Annotated in this window: 13 protein-coding genes; 9 read left to right on the forward strand and 4 right to left on the reverse strand. The window is 38.3% G+C overall.

Annotated elements, in window-relative coordinates; translation table 11 throughout:
• Nucleotides 1-149 precede the first annotated feature (149 nt).
• Nucleotides 150-3,926 carry a metallophosphoesterase gene (locus HUW48_RS19755; RefSeq protein ID WP_182412579.1) on the reverse strand — a complete coding sequence of 1,259 codons (3,777 nt, stop codon included), beginning with the start codon at nucleotides 3,924-3,926 and terminating at the stop codon, nucleotides 150-152.
• Between the two features lie 804 nt (nucleotides 3,927-4,730).
• Here HUW48_RS19755 and HUW48_RS19760 point away from each other — a divergent pair.
• Nucleotides 4,731-5,939 (forward strand): Pycsar system effector family protein, encoded by a 1,209-nt coding sequence (locus tag HUW48_RS19760; RefSeq protein ID WP_182412580.1) that lies wholly within the window; start codon nucleotides 4,731-4,733, stop codon nucleotides 5,937-5,939.
• Nucleotides 5,940-6,239: 300 nt separating this feature from the next.
• Here the strand turns inward: HUW48_RS19760 and HUW48_RS19765 are convergent, their stop codons facing one another.
• Together HUW48_RS19765 and HUW48_RS19770 are read right to left on the reverse strand one after the other, a co-directional pair.
• The gene (locus HUW48_RS19765; RefSeq protein WP_246343910.1) at nucleotides 6,240-6,728 is read right to left on the reverse strand and encodes a fasciclin domain-containing protein; all 489 of its coding nucleotides are present in this window, start codon (nucleotides 6,726-6,728) and stop codon (nucleotides 6,240-6,242) included.
• A gap of 278 nt (nucleotides 6,729-7,006) precedes the next feature.
• Nucleotides 7,007-7,762 carry a sulfite exporter TauE/SafE family protein gene (locus HUW48_RS19770; protein ID WP_182412582.1) on the reverse strand — a complete coding sequence of 252 codons (756 nt, stop codon included), beginning with the start codon at nucleotides 7,760-7,762 and terminating at the stop codon, nucleotides 7,007-7,009.
• A 308-nt stretch (nucleotides 7,763-8,070) separates the two neighbouring features.
• Between HUW48_RS19770 and HUW48_RS19775 the strand changes: the two genes are divergently transcribed.
• Complete coding sequence (locus HUW48_RS19775; protein ID WP_182412583.1) at nucleotides 8,071-8,649, forward strand: Uma2 family endonuclease; 579 nt, start codon at nucleotides 8,071-8,073, stop codon at nucleotides 8,647-8,649.
• Between the two features lie 133 nt (nucleotides 8,650-8,782).
• On the opposite strand, the gene HUW48_RS19780 is transcribed toward HUW48_RS19775, so the two are convergent.
• Entirely contained in the window at nucleotides 8,783-10,327 is a 1,545-nt protein-coding gene (locus tag HUW48_RS19780; RefSeq protein ID WP_182412584.1) for a lamin tail domain-containing protein, read from the reverse strand.
• 131 nt (nucleotides 10,328-10,458) lie between these two features.
• Between HUW48_RS19780 and HUW48_RS19785 the strand changes: the two genes are divergently transcribed.
• The 7 genes from HUW48_RS19785 (at nucleotide 10,459) to HUW48_RS19815 (ending at nucleotide 16,316) form a co-directional block, all read left to right on the forward strand.
• Complete coding sequence (locus HUW48_RS19785) at nucleotides 10,459-11,685, forward strand: site-specific integrase (RefSeq protein WP_182412585.1); 1,227 nt, start codon at nucleotides 10,459-10,461, stop codon at nucleotides 11,683-11,685.
• 11 nt (nucleotides 11,686-11,696) lie between these two features.
• Entirely contained in the window at nucleotides 11,697-12,752 is a 1,056-nt protein-coding gene (locus HUW48_RS19790; RefSeq protein ID WP_182412586.1) for a hypothetical protein, read from the forward strand.
• A gap of 67 nt (nucleotides 12,753-12,819) precedes the next feature.
• A complete protein-coding gene (locus HUW48_RS19795; RefSeq protein WP_182412587.1) occupies nucleotides 12,820-13,161 on the forward strand; it encodes a helix-turn-helix domain-containing protein in 342 nt (113 codons plus the stop codon).
• Between the two features lie 4 nt (nucleotides 13,162-13,165).
• Complete coding sequence (locus tag HUW48_RS19800; RefSeq protein ID WP_182412588.1) at nucleotides 13,166-13,600, forward strand: VRR-NUC domain-containing protein; 435 nt, start codon at nucleotides 13,166-13,168, stop codon at nucleotides 13,598-13,600.
• Complete coding sequence (locus tag HUW48_RS19805) at nucleotides 13,594-13,809, forward strand: hypothetical protein (RefSeq protein WP_182412589.1); 216 nt, start codon at nucleotides 13,594-13,596, stop codon at nucleotides 13,807-13,809. Before HUW48_RS19800 ends, HUW48_RS19805 begins: the two co-directional genes overlap by 7 nt.
• Entirely contained in the window at nucleotides 13,802-14,971 is a 1,170-nt protein-coding gene (locus HUW48_RS19810) for a hypothetical protein (protein WP_182412590.1), read from the forward strand. Before HUW48_RS19805 ends, HUW48_RS19810 begins: the two co-directional genes overlap by 8 nt.
• A 235-nt stretch (nucleotides 14,972-15,206) precedes the next feature.
• On the forward strand, nucleotides 15,207-16,316 hold the full coding sequence (locus HUW48_RS19815; RefSeq protein WP_182412591.1) for a DUF6371 domain-containing protein: 1,110 nt from the start codon (nucleotides 15,207-15,209) through the stop codon (nucleotides 16,314-16,316).
• Nucleotides 16,317-16,321 lie beyond the last annotated feature (5 nt).

Consider the following 16,321-nt stretch of genomic DNA (forward strand, 5'->3'; position numbering starts at 1 on the left):
TTCTGACGATTAGCATCTTGCCGGTATTCCTAACAGGTAGGTTTAGCTTTTTTAAGTGAGATTGATTAAATGATTAAATCCATTCGGACTAAATCTTTTTTACCTTATTGTTAACGGTAAGTAATGCTTCTTATCAGAGAACTTTAATTTTAAAATAAAAAACCGTAAGTAAGATTAAAGTACCGGGTTTCGCCGCCGATAGAATACGTACCGGAAAAAACAGCTTTATTAAAGAGATCTACCCAGGCTCCTACCCCATAACTGTGATGCAACTCTTTAAATAATTTTTGCGACGTATCTGTATCGGCAAATACGCGACCGGTATCGTAAAATAACAACGTACCAAACTTACCCGGAAACAAATACAAGTTAAATTTAAATAATTGAATGCGGGCTTCGGCGTTGGCGTAAACGCTACTGCGGCCGGCAAAGCGGTTTCGGTTATAGCCGCGCAAATTAGTAGTTCCGCCTAAAGTGTTAGCTTGAAAAAAACGGTAATCGCCAAAATTATGAGCGGCTCCCAAACGCCCGGCCCAGGTTAACTGAAAAGGAAAATTTGGGGTGAGATAAAAAATTGCCTGCGAATTTATGTTCGTATATCGTAAACGGTTATGCCCTATTTCGCGGTTAAACGTTACTTCGTTCAAAAACTTAATGCCAATGTACGGATTCAATGGGTTGCTCGCCGCCTCCAGGTTCAGAAATAGCCGCAGCCCCAAGTATTTATTTGTTTCGTAAACGCCTTGGTTTTCATCGGTGGTTCGTGCCAATCTTTGGGCTTGGTTACCAGAAGCCGCCGAATCTATCCGAAAATTATCGTATTGCGGACCAATACCAAATTTTAAAAAACTTACAATATCTTTATTAATGGTAGGCGAAAAGTACAACCGGGAAAATTTTAGTCTATAATCTTTAATTTCACTTAAGTCTGCGCCCGTTTTATTACCTTGGCCAAAATAATTAAATAACAATTGCGGGTTATAATAAGAAGTTTTTATACCTAAATCATAATTACCGAACAAGCGTTTTAAGTCTGCCTGGTAGTGGATGTTAAACGACGACGAAGCAAAAAGATAATTGCCCTGCAAGCGGTGTTCAGCGGCGTAAGGCTCTTTCCGGAACTTGCGGGTGCGGTAAACCAAACCTACTCCCAGGTAAAATTTATCGTCGGGGTTAAAACCGAAAGGCAAGCGCGGGCCAAAATATGGCATTTGCGATGCCGTGCGGTCGTAACTGTTTACTTCTTTGTATTCTTTTGTTTCGTCTTTTGTTTCGGCCCCGAAAGCCAGATAATTGTCGGCTTTGGTATCGTACACTATGGTTTTACGGCGGAGTCCTTTTACAACGGAATTGTCCGAAATGCTGTCGTGGTCACTACCGCCAATTATACGCACCCGGATGCCTTTATCTACTCGCCCGCTCACGTTAAAAACATCGTCCCCTCCTAATCCATACAAACGAATTTCTTTGGTTTCATCTGTCCGGAAAGTGCGGTTGTATACCTGGCGGCCAATAGAGCCATCGCGACGAATATTATTTACTAATAACTGGGTTTGATCGTTATTTAAGCGGGTTATAACAAATTTTTCGCGTTTATCACTTCCGGCCACATCTACCGTTTTGGCCAGAAAATAATAATAATCGGCGGCTAATTGCGGCAAGTAGTTGCGCCGGGATTTGAGTTTAGCAGCAATTTCTGCTCCGGATAATTTAGTAATTTCTGAAGGCCACTGTTGAATGGCTTCCTGAATAATTGCATCCGTAACGTTTTGCTTTATTTTTTCCGCTTCGGCTATCCATTGTTCTTTGGTTACAGAAGCTAAAAAAGTACGGTCGGTAGTTAAAGCAGTTAAATTAAGGCCAATATAATCGTTAAAGGTGTAATCAAAATTTTGCACATTGCGCACGGCCCATTTGCGGGTAAGTAAATAAGGAATAAAACCATCCGCTTTAAAAAATACTACATCCCGGTCTTTAGGCACAGGCTCAAAAACCCGTTCGTCGTTGGTCTTACGTTCTATCCAGCGCCACTGACCTTCGTGCCGGTCCCAGTCTCCAATTAGCATATCAAAAAGCCGCGCTCGGGCATAACTTACTTCATTTACTGTATTGTCGTTATCCTGACGTTTGCGTTCGAGCACTTTATCGGTACCTACTAAATTTCTGGCAAAACCCAGACTGGCTACGTTACGGTGATCTTCGTCGGGATTTTCTTCCAGAATGGCTACCTGGTTATTAAAAACTGCCTGATACTTACCTAAACGCGGGTCGTTGGGCACGTACACCAATTTAGGATTAACGTGATATACCCCAGCGGCATCGGCCAGACGGGGCAAGATTAAGGCTCCGTACGGATGCTGCGCCGAAATCTGATCCTGAAGTAAATCCTGAACCAAGGTTTGGCGCAAATCAGGTGGCAGAATACGGGCCGGGTTTTTATTGACCGAACGAAGGGAAAACTCCCGGCCGGCTTCGTTGCGCAACCGAAGCGAAGTAGTTTGTTTACCACCACCCAAACGGTAAGGAACCAGACCTTCTTGTTCGGTTTGTAAATCTAAAAGGGGCATTTTTACGGGAGTAGCCCATTCGCGGCGGTAATGTGCGCCTAATAAAAATTGCTTGGTTTTACCGGCTTGGTATTGTTCCGGATTTGCCGCTATGGTAATGCTGCTATCTTTAAAACTTAGAGTAGATGCCACTATTGGCGTTTGTTTAACCGGAGCAGCATCCTGGCGCTGGTATATTTTCGTCCGGAATAGTAATTCTCCCTGGTCGCCGTTTCCTTTGGGTTCCCAGAATTCGAGCCAGGCTTCGCCGTTTTTATAATAATTTACTACGCCAAAGCCTTTTTGTTCGTGGCCAAATTGAGCTTCGTCTCCTCCGCGCTTCATGTACTGCGTTTTGCAGCCCGAGCCGCTTACTATAGCGGGTACGTTATTTTTTTTAAAGTATTGTAAATTATGGTCGTGGCCGGCGGCATATACTACGTTGGGGTATTTCTTAAAAATATTCATTAAGCCGTTCACGTAGGCCTGGTACTTAGGGTGCGGAATATCCTGACTAATACCTCCGTACCGACGAGCCCATGGGTAAATAGAACCAATTACTGGCAGAGGTACTACTAACCACGGATTTAACATGGTTAACGGAAAAATATGATCGGCTAACCGGAAATTACCGCCGTGGGTACCGTTGGTTTGTAAAGGATGGTGCCCTACTACCATAATGTTTTTGCCCCGGTTTTTACTAATTATATCTTCCAGTTGCACGAGCACTTCCGCTTCGTCGGAAACATTGCAGTAATTGTTAGGGCCGTAGGGGCGCTCTTCGCTTTGCAACCACCATTGGGAATTAAGAGCAATTAATACCAGATCTTCTTGCAAAAAAACTTCGTACGGGCCGGGGCAGCCTTCGTCGGGCACATAAAAGTTACCTCCATTCACGGCCGAAGTATCTTGCAGGTACTCTTCCACAAATACTTCTTGCCGGATAACGGATTGCAAGCCACCTGGTCGCCCCTGAGCCCAGTCGTGGTTACCCGGAATCATGTACTTTTCGCCTTTGTAACCTTGTAAAATATCCAGTTGGGTGCGCATGCGCTCTTCATCGGTTTTCCGGCCAGGGCTACCCGGTTCAGTCAAGCCAAAAGAGTAAATATTATCGCCCAGAAATACAACGGCGCTTTTTTCGCCGGCCACTTGTAATTGCTTGCGCAGAAAATTTAATGAAGGTTCTAGCGGGTTCCGGGCGGGCGCTCCCACATCGCCGATTAAAAAGATAGAATAATTTAACTGGTTAGCTGCGGGTGGAGTATTCTGCTGCCAGTTTAGTACATCTTGCCGGTAATAAGGTTGATGTACGGCACATGCTGTTATTAAAAAAAGAATTAACCAGAAGGAGAAACGGCTCAGGTAAATTTTATTCATAGAAACATATTCAATACAAAGCAAATACTCCGGGTAGCGCTTATTGGTTTACTTACATGGCTGATGTTCTTTTCGAATTTCTAATTAGCTGTTTTTACTAGCCATATCATCTGAAATAGATTCCGAAAGAAACGCCTCGTTTTCTGACCAACTGGTAAAAGTATACGCATTATCTTACCCAATGTATAGAAAGGAAAATGTTTTCTTCTAAGACCATATTTATGTCAAGCGCTTTAAAAAAATAAGACAAGAAGCCGGAGTAAATAAAGCGACCAAAGCCTTCCAGACACAACATTCTTACATATTTAATTTTCAGCTATTTACCCTTGTCTTTATATCAAACTATCAAGCAATGAAATACAAGTATCAAGATGTTAGACTTTTGTGTGAATTGACAATTAAATATTAAGGCCTTTTTACTACATTCTCGTTAGAAAGGATAGTAAATTAATTTTAACCAGTTACTTAGCTATTTTAGTAAAACCTCGGAATAAAATTGCTAAATAATAGACTTGTGGTGCATTCTGTTTTAACTGAATTTGCGGGCGCTTAATAAAACTAAGATTATTTTTAAGTACTTGATCCTAAATCTAAAAACACAACGGCAACTTTGTGATTTATTGGGTACAAAAAGAAGTACTTACTAATAATTCTGGAAAAAAGGTTAATTTAGTTCGGTTAATAATACCTACAATCCCCGAAAGGTTAAGTTAACCTTACCTTAATTATTAGCGTTTTACTACTTTACAAAGCTTAGTACCACTCAATTACTTTAATATCACCTATGCGCCGCGTCGTTATTATATGGAAACGCCACTTACCTTAAGAAAAGAACAAGAAATTATTAAAAAAGCGAGTAACTATGTTTTTACGCTTTTTAAAGAAAAACTTTCTAAGAAATACGTTTATCACAATTATAAACATACTTCTGATATTGTGCAGGAAGCCGATACTCTGGCAGATGAGTACCAATTACCACAAACCGAAAAAGAAATTTTACTCTTAGCTGCCTGGTTTCATGATACCGGTTACTTAGACGTTTACCAAGGTCACGAAGAGCGGAGCGTAGAAATTGCTACCGCTTTTTTGCAACAGGAAAATTATCCAACCAACCAAATTCAGCGAATAAATTCGTGTATTCTGGCCACCAAAGCCAGCGTGAAACCCACCAATTTACTAGAAGAAATTCTGGCCGACGCAGACATTTCGAATATTGGCAGAAAAACTTTTTTCCCGAATGCGGAGTTACTACGAGCCGAGTGGGAAATTTTTTTAAATAAATTTTATACGGATGCCGAATGGGCTCAATACCAACTCGACTTTTTACAGGCGACGCATTTCCGTACCGAAGCTGCGCAGCGCCGTTATAGCGAGCAGCTAGCTAAAAACATTCAGGAGCAGCAGGATATTCTGGCCGAAAGCACTAAAAAAGAAAAAAAGGCAGAAAAGAAGAAGCGCAAAACTTACGCGCAACCCAAACGTGGTATTGAAACCATGTTTCAGAGCACCTACAGCAACCACATGAACCTAAGTTCTATTGCCGATAATAAAGCTAATATGATGATTAGCCTCAATGCGATTATTATGTCGGTGATAATTACCTATTTGGGCGCTAAAACCTCAGTTATTGGTACCGAGTTTACCCGCAATCCTATTTTGATGATTCCGGTTGGCATTCTTTTATTAACCACTTTGGGTTCGGTAGTATCGGCTATTATGTCGGCGCAGCCCGAGGTAACCAGTTTTAACATTAAGCCCAATAAGGTGCAAAGTAAAAAAGTAAATTTGTTGTTCTTCGGAAATTTTACCAAGCTCCCGCTCGAAGATTTTCAGGCGGGTATGTATGAAATTATGCGCGAAAAAGATGCTTTATACACCAACATGATTACTGATATTTACTATTTGGGCGATGTACTGGCCAAAAAATACCGCCTGCTACGTATCTCTTACACTATTTTCATGATTGGGCTAATTCTTACCGTAATTGCTTTTGTAATAGCAATAAGCCGGTAGGTAAATGATTAGGCTTTTAATGAGTTAGATAAAAATTTACTAAAAGCACTATCGGATCAAATCTCTATTTATTCTTTTTTTAGATAAGATTAAGCATTTTACATTTAAGCAGGTAAACCAGATTAGCTTACTTCAGCTTTTAATATCGGAGCAGAAATTATTAGAAAAATTAATGTTTTACCCCTTTTATAAGGGGTAAAGTAGGTTAAGCAAAATAAAGAATTTATAAACAAAAACGCCTACTCAATGGAGTAGGCGTTTTGCAAAACAGGAACAATGGAAAATTCGGAACGCTTAAAATTATTTACCTGGTAAAATTACAGTATCTACCACGTGCGTTACACCGTTGCTGGAGATTACATCCGCAACAGAAACATTCGCTCCGTTGATCATCACTTTACCGCCCTTTTTACTTACGGTAAGCATTTCGCCGTTTACAGTTTTCAGAGTTTGACCATCTTTTAGATCTTTCGCGCGTAAAGCTCCTGGAACCACGTGAAAAGTAAGAATAGAAGTTAACTTTTCTTTGTTTTCAGGTTTTACTAATTCATCTACGGTACCAGCCGGTAATTTCTCGAAAGCCGCATTAGTGGGCGCAAATACCGTGAAAGGTCCGGTTCCGCTTAGGGTTTCTACTAAACCAGCTGCTTTTACGGCCGCTACCAAAGTAGTATGGTCGCTGGAGCCTACGGCATTTTCTACGATGTTTTTAGAAGGCACCATCATGGCACCACCCACCATTACTCCTTTTTCAGTACCGCTTACTTTAGCCATTTTAGAATTGGCCATGGTTTGCGCAGAAATATTTGAAGTAGAGAGAGCACAGATTGCCAGCATGAAAGCACTAGCTGTAATTAACTTTTTCATAATAGGTTGTTGGGTTATAAACATTATGACCAAACCTACGGGCTGCACTGCTATCCGGATTGCGGCAGGTAAAAAATAGTTACTAGAACAATTAAGAATGGATTACAAATTTTGAAGGTTTACAAGAAGTAAAAAGTAATTAGGAAAGTATAATCTTCCCAGCTTTATTTTTATTGGTTATTAAAAACGTATTATAGCTCTTAGAAGAAACTATCGTAGGCAAACTTGCTAATTATGGCTATTACAACTATCAGAAAAAACACTCGAATAAAACTAGTACCTTTTTGAATAGCCAGTCTACTACCTAGCGTAGATCCTAAGACATTGCAAATAGCCATTGGAATACCAATTCGATATAAAACCTGGTTGGTAAAAGCAAAATATAGAAGAGCCGATAAGTTAGTGGCTATGTTTACCACTTTAGCGGAGGCGGAAGCTGCTAAAAAATTAAACCCAAACAAACTAATAAAAATAAATATCAGAAAACTGCCGGTACCAGGGCCAAAAAAGCCATCGTAAAACCCAATGATCAATCCTATGCCCAATCCGTATAACTTTTCTTTCTTTTCGGATAGGCGGGGAGCATGCAGGCTGCCGAAATCTTTGCGCAAAAAAGTGTAAACAGCTACTCCAATTAACAAAACTAAAATTACGGGCCGCAACATTTCAGTTGGGATAGAACTTACCGTACGAGCACCAATAAAAGAAAATATAAAAGCCGCAGCTGCGGTCGGTATTATGCTCACCCATTTTATTTGAACGCTCCGGCGATAACGTAACAAAGCCGCAGAAGTGCCTGAAATTCCGGCTAATTTACCGGTACCTAATAAACTGGCAATGGGTACATGAGGTAGTAAAACGAGCATAGCCGGTGTTTGGATCAGCCCGCCGCCTCCTACGATTGAATCAATAAAACCAGCCAGAAAAGCAAAAAAGCAGAGGTAAAATATTTCCAAAGATTAATCTGTTAAGACCTTTACTAAAGGGAACCTGTGCCGCAAAAGTAAGCATAATTTCATTTTTGCTTAGAATGATTTTATGCGCGTTTTAAACGCTTTACAAAAACAAATAAGCCATTAATTATAAATACAAAGCGATTAATAAGCAGTGAAGTTAACCGGTTTACCTAAACAAAACATTCTTTAAAGTACATTTCTAGGTACAGTGAGAAGGTTCTCATGACTTACTAAACTTAACATTGTAAAATAAAAAATGGGAACAAAGAAAAGGTGCTTTTCTTATATTTGTTTAAAAGCTGAGTTGTATGGCTGTTCAAACCAAAAAATTTATTAATCCCGAAGAATATTTAACCGCCGAAAGGGAGGCAGAATTTAAAAACGGGTACTATCAAGGCGAAGTATTTGCTATGTCGGGAGCAAGTTTTAACCATAATGTAATAGCGGCTAATTTATTAGGATTACTGTTTAGTTTGAAAAAAATGGATGTCAGAGCTTTTGGTAATGATTTACGCTTACATATTCCATTGAATAGCCTTTATACTTACCCAGATGTAACTATTATCTGCGGAAAACCCACCTTTTTAGACCAGCAACTAGATACTGTTGTTAACCCCACTGTTATTTTTGAGGTTCTATCTCCCGCTACCGAAAAATATGATCGGGGGAAAAAATTTATGCTTTATAGGAGTATTTCTGCTTTGCAGGAGTACATTCTTATTGATTCGCAATATAGATTAATTGGAAAATATACGCGTAATGCTGAGAACCATTGGATACTTACCGATTATAAACAGTCTGAAGATAATTTAATCTTTAACAGTATTCCATGCAGGTTATCTTTGCAAGAAATTTATAGCGAAACAATTGGTATACAAGCAGTTTAATATATTTTTTCTCCTAGCAGGGCCTCTATTAAATTTATTAAAACTACATTTACAAAGCCTATTTTAACTCTTTGCTAGTTTATTTAAGGTTCTTTTTTGATTCAAACTTTTTAATTTTAAAAGTAGAAGCACCTTAAAGCTTTCCGCCTACTACTACTGTTTCTTTAAAAGTTTGTACGTTGCCTTGCAGGTTAAATAATTGAATAAATAAAACATAATAGCCAATTGGTGCTTTTTGCTGCTGATTATTCGTACCATCCCATTGAAAGAACCCTTGGTTAGCTAATAATTCGTTTTTTACTAGATTCTTGATTAAGCGGCCATTGGTGTCGTATACCGTAATATTGGCAACCATACCATTTTTAGCCGCTTCATAATTTATGGTAGTAAAATCGCGATCACCATCCCCATCCGGGGTAAAGACTTTGGGCTCTATGGTAAAAACCTGCGTTGCCATTGCTAATTCCTGCACCTGCGAGTTACGGTAACCCGGTGAAGCATATCCTACATTACTGGCTGCCGAGTGAAAATTACTGGCAATACTCGGCCTCTCTAACCGGATTCGTTCCAGCGATACGCCATTTACATCGCTAATCAGTTTAAAATGCATGTCTTCGTGGTAGACAACACGATCAATCTCTTGTTTATTAGCATCCAAAATTACAACCGTGCCCGCTTCATCGGGAAAAGAAGGTAAACTACTTACTTTCTGGAAAGCATCTGTTTTCGCTTTAGAGTAATGTTGCAACAAAATATCCGGGCGTGTAGTAACCACCAGATATTGCTGCGGAGCCAATACCAGTGGTTCAGTGGTAATAGCACGCGCATCGAGGGCCGTATCGGCTTTTACATTGCCAATTTGCCAGTTTTGTAACGAGAGGTATTTAGAAGACCGGTTTACCAGTTCTACAAAATCAACGCCTCCACTTCGAGGATTAAAGAGAATTTCATTAATAACTATATCACCAGGTACAGCAACTTCGGGTAACATAAAAGAGGAATGTACCGGATTAGCTAAAATATTACCGCTGCAATCACGAATATTGGCAACCTGTACATCGTACTTTTTTCCTGGCTGCAAGTCGTTGTTCAGGGTTAATTCAACTGTGGTAAAATCCGGGCTTATCACCACTACTTTAACTACTGCCATACTGGGGCTAATGGTATAATAAGTTGGCTGCACCGAAAGCGCACTGTCCAGCTTTTCGTTGAAGGTAAGAATGAGTTCTTTCGCGGATTTGATTTGCACCTTTAACAAGGTAGGCGGTAAATTATCGGGGTTACTGGCTTTTACTGCGTTTTCTTTACCCGGAGTACCACCAGCCGAATTGGTACTCGCCACCCAGTTGTTTCCCGAAACACAGGGATTTTGCAAATCGATTATTTCAAGGCTCCATCCTCCTTCGGCTTTGTTGGCTTCCCGGTACCAGGCTGAGGTAAAATTTACTTTATCGATTAATTTACCCGTTTGATCAAACAATTCCACTGCATCTCCTCCATCGTTTAAAGTTGGAAAAGTTTTTAACCCTACTACCTTACCAAAAGGTTTAAATTCTAAGGTATCTGCTGCCCGGCACACAATGGCGTAATCACCCGGGCGCAAAGAAAATGTTGGGAAAACTCCTGCCGAAGTAGTGGCATCAGGAGTATAATTTCTTCTGTTTTCATCTATGTTCAATGATTATCTAAATAGCCTTTCAAGGCTATAAATCAGAGAATTGTTTATCTTCTATATCTTCTAATTGTCAATAATTTTCTTAAATTGTGTGCAAATTGTGTGTGCAACTTATTTAAAATAATTGATCAGCAATGTTTGATTTTTCTGATAGCGGCGTTACTGTAACGGCTATGCTCGATAATAGAAGAGCTAATAAGGAAGGGTTATTTCCTATTAAAGTACGGGTTACTTACCAAAGGGAGAGAAAATACTATTCTACTGGAAAAGCTCTATCTATTGAAGACTGGGAAAGATTAGCAGATGCAAAAAGTAAACGGCTCTCAGGTATTAAAAATGCAGTACAAATTGCTTCGGATAAAGTTAAGGATGAAGTTAAGGATTTAATCAAAAATGATTATTTCTCTTTTGACAATTTGAATAAACGGTTAGGAAATTCTTGGGGAGACACCGTTAACAGTGCTTTTAAGGTCCGTGTTGCAGACTTATTCAATGATGGGAAGATAAACACTTCTAGGTGGTATAAGGATGCTTTAAATAGCTTTGTTAGGTTTGGCGGGGAAAATATAAAATTCAATCAGATTACGGTGGATTGGCTTAAACGCTACGAACAATATCTATTAAACAAGAGCTATAGTTACACAACAATATCAATGCACGCCAGGGCCTTGCAAACAATTATGAATGAAGCAAAAAATGCTGGAATTACTAAGGTAGCACGGCATCCATTTGGGAAAGGTAAATATGAAATACCAGAGCATTCTGGCCGCAATATGGCACTTCCTCTAAAAGATATTGGTAGGATTGCTAATTATGATTGTGTACGCCCCAAAGCTAGGCTAGGAAAAGCTATTTGGCTATTTAGTTATCTCTGCAATGGTGCCAATATTGCCGATATTTGCAGATTTAAGTTTTCTAACATACAGAACAATGAGATTTGTTTTTACCGGAAAAAGACTACGGCAAAATCAAAAAGAAAAAGGTTAATACGAGCGCTTATTACTTCTGAGATGGCAAATATTATAGCAGAATTTGGGAATACGAACAATGGACCAGATACTTATTTATTTCCATTTCTAAAAGGTGGAGAAACGCCAGTAGAAGAACATAAAGCTATTGCTAAAATTCTTGACTTAGTTAATGACCAAATTGAAAAGATTGGCAAAAAGTTAGGGATAGGTCATATTAGCACGTACACGGCCCGGCATAGTTTCGCGAGTGTATTAAAGCGGTCTGGAGCTAATATTGCCTTTATTTCAGAGAGCCTAGGGCATAGTGATCTGAAAACTACTGAAAACTACCTGGCTTCCTTTGAGCAGGAAGAACGGGCTAAGAACGCAGCTTTACTAACTAATTTTTAATTACTATTAGGATGAAGAAATATATAGACGATAAAGGGCTTGAAGTAATTGAGTACAATTTTGTCGATTATTTAAATGGCGATATAGGATGTTGGATAAAAGCTAATAAGAAGTGGATTGAGAAAGATATTAGTTATGCCTACTTGCCAATGGATGAATTAAATAAAATAAAAGCCCAGGCAGAAAAATATTATTGGGAAAAGGTTAATTATTTATTCAAAGAATTTAAAGATTATTTTATAGTGAGATGGAATCGATCTGGCAATCCAGAAAGACTTTTAATGAAGGAAATTGCTAATTATGAAATGCTTCTCTTTAATGAAAAACTTCCTTTGCCATCAATAGTTACAAATCTCACTGGACCCGATCTACTTGGGCCAAGTTACATGCGTTTGATAATCTGGCAGCCATATGTACCAGTAGGTTTTTTTCAAAGATTCGTGCTTGGGAAGGATAAGATAAAAACTAGATACGAGAATGTATATACCACTATGGATATTTCAGATATTCGTGAAAAATATAATAGAATTGTTGAACAAGGTTTAAAAGATTATTCCCGTACGAATTCACCGAAATGTTACATTCAAAGTAATGATTGCCAGTATATACAGGTTGAAGCAATCAATTTATACTATCACTGGTTAAATAATTTTAATAACAAGAAAAATGTTTCTGATGGTCAGCAAACTCCCACCATACAAAACCTAAAGCAAAATAATAACATAGAATCTGACTTATCTAAACCTACTTTACCTCAAATTGCTTTATTATGCATTTATAAAAAAAGACCATTGAACGATAACAATGCCAGTCTCATTGCTAAAGAATATGGGCAAAATTCCGGAGAGAAGTTAATGAGGCATTATGTAGAATACGAAACAGAAAACGATCGCACGGCTTTAGGTATATCTAAAATGGGTAGAAGTGACAGAGTAAAGTTGAAAGATATAAAACAAGTAATTAAAATACTCGAGTTTGAAAAAGCTTGTAGCAAACAAGCAAGGAAAGACTTAGAGAAACTGGAAGATAATAAAAATCAATATAAGAAAAATAGAGACTACTTTTGACCGGTTTTGACCGGTTAGCACTTTTTCATTCATTTACCTTAGCACTATACAATTAAATGTAAGTGTTATGGAATTAATATTAACCACACCAGACGAACTTGAAGCTGTTATTTCTAGGGCTGTAAGTAAAGCTATTAATAAACAATCCCCACAGCTACCTTCTGACCGATGTAATAAAGAAGAGGCTATACAGTTTTTAAATGAACAAGGCTATAAAATAAGTGAATCACGCTTTTATAAATTAACTGCTGCAAACGAACTACCAGCCAAGCGCTTTGGATCCAGACTGGTATTTTCACGAAAAGAACTTATTTCCTGGATTGAATCCCAATTATTAGATAATTCTAATAAACAGGATACCCTTTTGTCTTTAGCGAAGAGTGCTCGAGCGAAACAAAAAAATCGCTAAGGTAATGGAAGCATTAAACGAGCTTTCGCGTCTAGCCTTAAAAAGGAAAAGGCAGCAATACCCATCAGTGCCGGATAAAGGGTTAGTTACTCCCAAATACGGGGATAAAAATGCAAATGAGCTTACCAAGGCAATTTTAGATTACTTCCGGCTAAATGGCGGCTATGCTGTACGCATTAATAGCCAAGGGCAATATAATGAAAAATTAGGCAAGTTTACTAAGGGAACTACAACTAAAGGCACGGCTGATATCCATGGGTGTTTAGATGGTATTCATTATTCCATCGAGATAAAGATAGGTGCTGATAAACAGAGTGATTTTCAAAAAGCTACTCAGGAGCAGGTACAAGCGGCCGGAGGATATTACTATATCGCAACAAACTTTCAGAGCTTCTATGACTGGATTATTACTAAAAAGAAGGGAGGTGTAGCATGCTAGATCATACCTACACCTCCAATAAATCTTTGTTCGGGCAAGACAAAGATACAAAAATTAACCATTTTCTTTCAGCTCTCCCCCACTTGATTTTTTCAGAAACAGGATTGAAAAATATTGCCGGTCGGTTTGGTATTACCCTTGAAGAGCTTAAAGCTCATATTGCAGAATTTGAGAAGGAAAATACCTGGAAGGGAGGACAAAATGGATGATAGAAAATATAAATACAACCCTTCTTTTCAAGATGAGATTCTTGAAAACCCTAATATTGAAGAAGACCAATCTGAAAATTTAAAAACTATCCTTGCAACCCGAGAAAAGTTAAAAGCGCTTAAAGGTGCTGATATCAGGTTTTCAGATCCAGTATTAATCCAGAACGGCAATGCTATAATATTTCCTCACACCATTAATGTTATTCAGGGTCAGGCAGGTGTACATAAAAGTAGATTAGCAGAATATATTTCGGCTGCATTCATCAAACGTCCAAACTGTGATAATAACCTGTTGAATTTTGAAAGACTAAGTCTTTACTCTACTTATACAGTTGTTTATGTAGATACGGAACGAAATTTAACCGAACAGCTACCCTACGCTTTACAGTCCATTCAATTAAAAGCAGGTTATAATAAAGAAGATCACCCAGAGAATTTTGAATACATTTCCTTATTGCAGATAAATAGAAAAGAAAGATTTGCTGCACTTAATGAATATCTTAATTACTTAAAAAAGACTATAACCGATCCCCTTTTTATCGTTTTAGATGTTTCTACTGATTGTATAGAAGATTTCAATAAGACAGATAAAAGTATGGAATTGATAGACTTAATGAATATGGCTATCAATGAACACAATGTAATTTTTCTTTGCTTAATCCATGAAAACCCTGGAAGTGATAAAGCCAGAGGGCATTTCGGAACAGAACTAAAGAATAAGGCATCCACAGTTATTCAGGTTGGTTTTGAAAAAGACGCAAATCAAAATGATACTGATTTAGTTCGGGTTAAATATCTCAAATGCAGAAGTACGGCCCGGCATACTCCCTTTTATATCAAATATTGTAATGAGACTAAAGGGCTAGTATTAGCAGATGAAGGAGAAGTATCAAGCCTGATAAACAATCGAAAGCATAAAGCTGGGACGGAAGATATAATTGAGTTTATAGAAACTTATTTGGGTGATGGTTCCACTATGACCAGGATTGAACTATTGGACAAACTATGTAAGGACTTCAAAGCAAGCCAAAGAACAATTGAGGATAGAATTAAAGAAATAATTAGCTCTGAACAAGAAATTAATAACAATGAAGGGAATCCTTGTACTCTATTTAAAGAGACAAAAGACAAAACGTTATTTTACAGCCTAAAACCATGCTAAATATCTCAAAATCAATCGTTTGCAATTTTGAAATTTCATTTGCAAATCAACTTTGCAACGATTGCAAGTTTGCAACCCCCTATATACCCTATTGCAATTTGCAAATGAAAATCATCACAATGCATGAAACCAAGAAGCTGAATTTTTTAAATAAATATGTGTAAATCCGTCTACTTCTTTATTAGTACATGTTTGCAAGTTTGCAACGGCCTATATAGGGGTTTGCAATTTGCAAATGAGAAATCAACTCTTCACACTATTAATGTATTTTGATATGAACAAGGACCATCAATACATATTAGAGACTGGAAGCCGCAAACATATCTGTATTAATTGCGGCAAAAAAACAGCTGTCAGGTACAAGGATAAGGAAACAGGTGCTTACCTACCTGAACAATATTCCAGATGCGATCGTGAAGTGAATTGTGCTTATCACCTCAACCCTTACAAGGATGGGTTTGCTAAAGCAATAAAAGAAAATAAGGATTTAAGCCGTTTCCTGTTTCCGAGCACTAAGAAAATGGAAATAGGAAACGCTAAAAAGACTGATAAGCCAGTAACATTCATTCCTTTTGATATCCTTAAACAAAGCCGGCACAGTTACGAGCAAAACACTTTTATTCAGTTCCTTACTAAGCTATTTGGAGTTGAAGAAACAAATAAACTGATAGGCAAATATTTCATAGGCACCTCTAATGATTGTTTTCGAAAGGAAACAGGGTATTGGTTAGGCGCCACTATCTTTTGGTTTATCGATATAAAAGGAAGGATACGAGCTGGTCAGGTAAAATTATTTGATGAGAACGGGCATACGGCTAAATACATTAATAGGGAGGGAGATAAAGCTAGTTGTACTGATGGTATCCATACTCCGCTAAAGTGGAGCTATCAGAAAAAAAAGGAGCATCTCCCCGAATGGCTGGCCAATTACATAGAAAGCAAAAAGATATTCTGCTTTTTCGGTGAACATCTGTTAAAAGATAAAACCAAACCCATTGCCATAGTAGAGGCACCCAAAACTGCCATAATTGCCAGCGTTTACCTGCCGCAGTTTATCTGGATTGCCGTTGGAGCTTTATCTTATCTAACCGAAGAAAGATGCAAGGCTTTATATGGCCGTGATGTTATCCTATACCCAGACGTGAATGCTTATGAAAAATGGTATAACCGGGCCTTAGAACTTTCTCATATAGCTAACTTCAAAATATCAGATTACCTGGAAGCCACTTCTACCCAAGAGGAAAGACAGCAAGGAATAGACTTAGCAGACCGTTTAATCCGGTATAACTTCAATGAATATGAATTAATACAAGAATATCCTACACCTATATATCAAGCAGCATAATCTTA

The organism is Adhaeribacter radiodurans, assembly GCF_014075995.1.
GTDB lineage: Bacteria > Bacteroidota > Bacteroidia > Cytophagales > Hymenobacteraceae > Adhaeribacter > Adhaeribacter radiodurans.

What these genes read in the sequence shown, in the direction of transcription:
- HUW48_RS19755 (WP_182412579.1), bottom strand. Translation starts at nt 3,926, where the DNA reads ATGAATAAAATTTACCTGAGCCGTTTCTCCTTCTGGTTAATTCTTTTT.
- HUW48_RS19760 (WP_182412580.1), top strand. Translation starts at nt 4,731, where the DNA reads ATGGAAACGCCACTTACCTTAAGAAAAGAACAAGAAATTATTAAAAAA.
- HUW48_RS19765 (WP_246343910.1), bottom strand. Translation starts at nt 6,728, where the DNA reads ATGGCCAATTCTAAAATGGCTAAAGTAAGCGGTACTGAAAAAGGAGTA.
- HUW48_RS19775 (WP_182412583.1), top strand. Translation starts at nt 8,071, where the DNA reads ATGGCTGTTCAAACCAAAAAATTTATTAATCCCGAAGAATATTTAACC.
- HUW48_RS19785 (WP_182412585.1), top strand. Translation starts at nt 10,459, where the DNA reads ATGTTTGATTTTTCTGATAGCGGCGTTACTGTAACGGCTATGCTCGAT.
- HUW48_RS19790 (WP_182412586.1), top strand. Translation starts at nt 11,697, where the DNA reads ATGAAGAAATATATAGACGATAAAGGGCTTGAAGTAATTGAGTACAAT.
- HUW48_RS19795 (WP_182412587.1), top strand. Translation starts at nt 12,820, where the DNA reads ATGGAATTAATATTAACCACACCAGACGAACTTGAAGCTGTTATTTCT.
- HUW48_RS19800 (WP_182412588.1), top strand. Translation starts at nt 13,166, where the DNA reads ATGGAAGCATTAAACGAGCTTTCGCGTCTAGCCTTAAAAAGGAAAAGG.
- HUW48_RS19805 (WP_182412589.1), top strand. Translation starts at nt 13,594, where the DNA reads ATGCTAGATCATACCTACACCTCCAATAAATCTTTGTTCGGGCAAGAC.
- HUW48_RS19810 (WP_182412590.1), top strand. Translation starts at nt 13,802, where the DNA reads ATGGATGATAGAAAATATAAATACAACCCTTCTTTTCAAGATGAGATT.
- HUW48_RS19815 (WP_182412591.1), top strand. Translation starts at nt 15,207, where the DNA reads ATGAGAAATCAACTCTTCACACTATTAATGTATTTTGATATGAACAAG.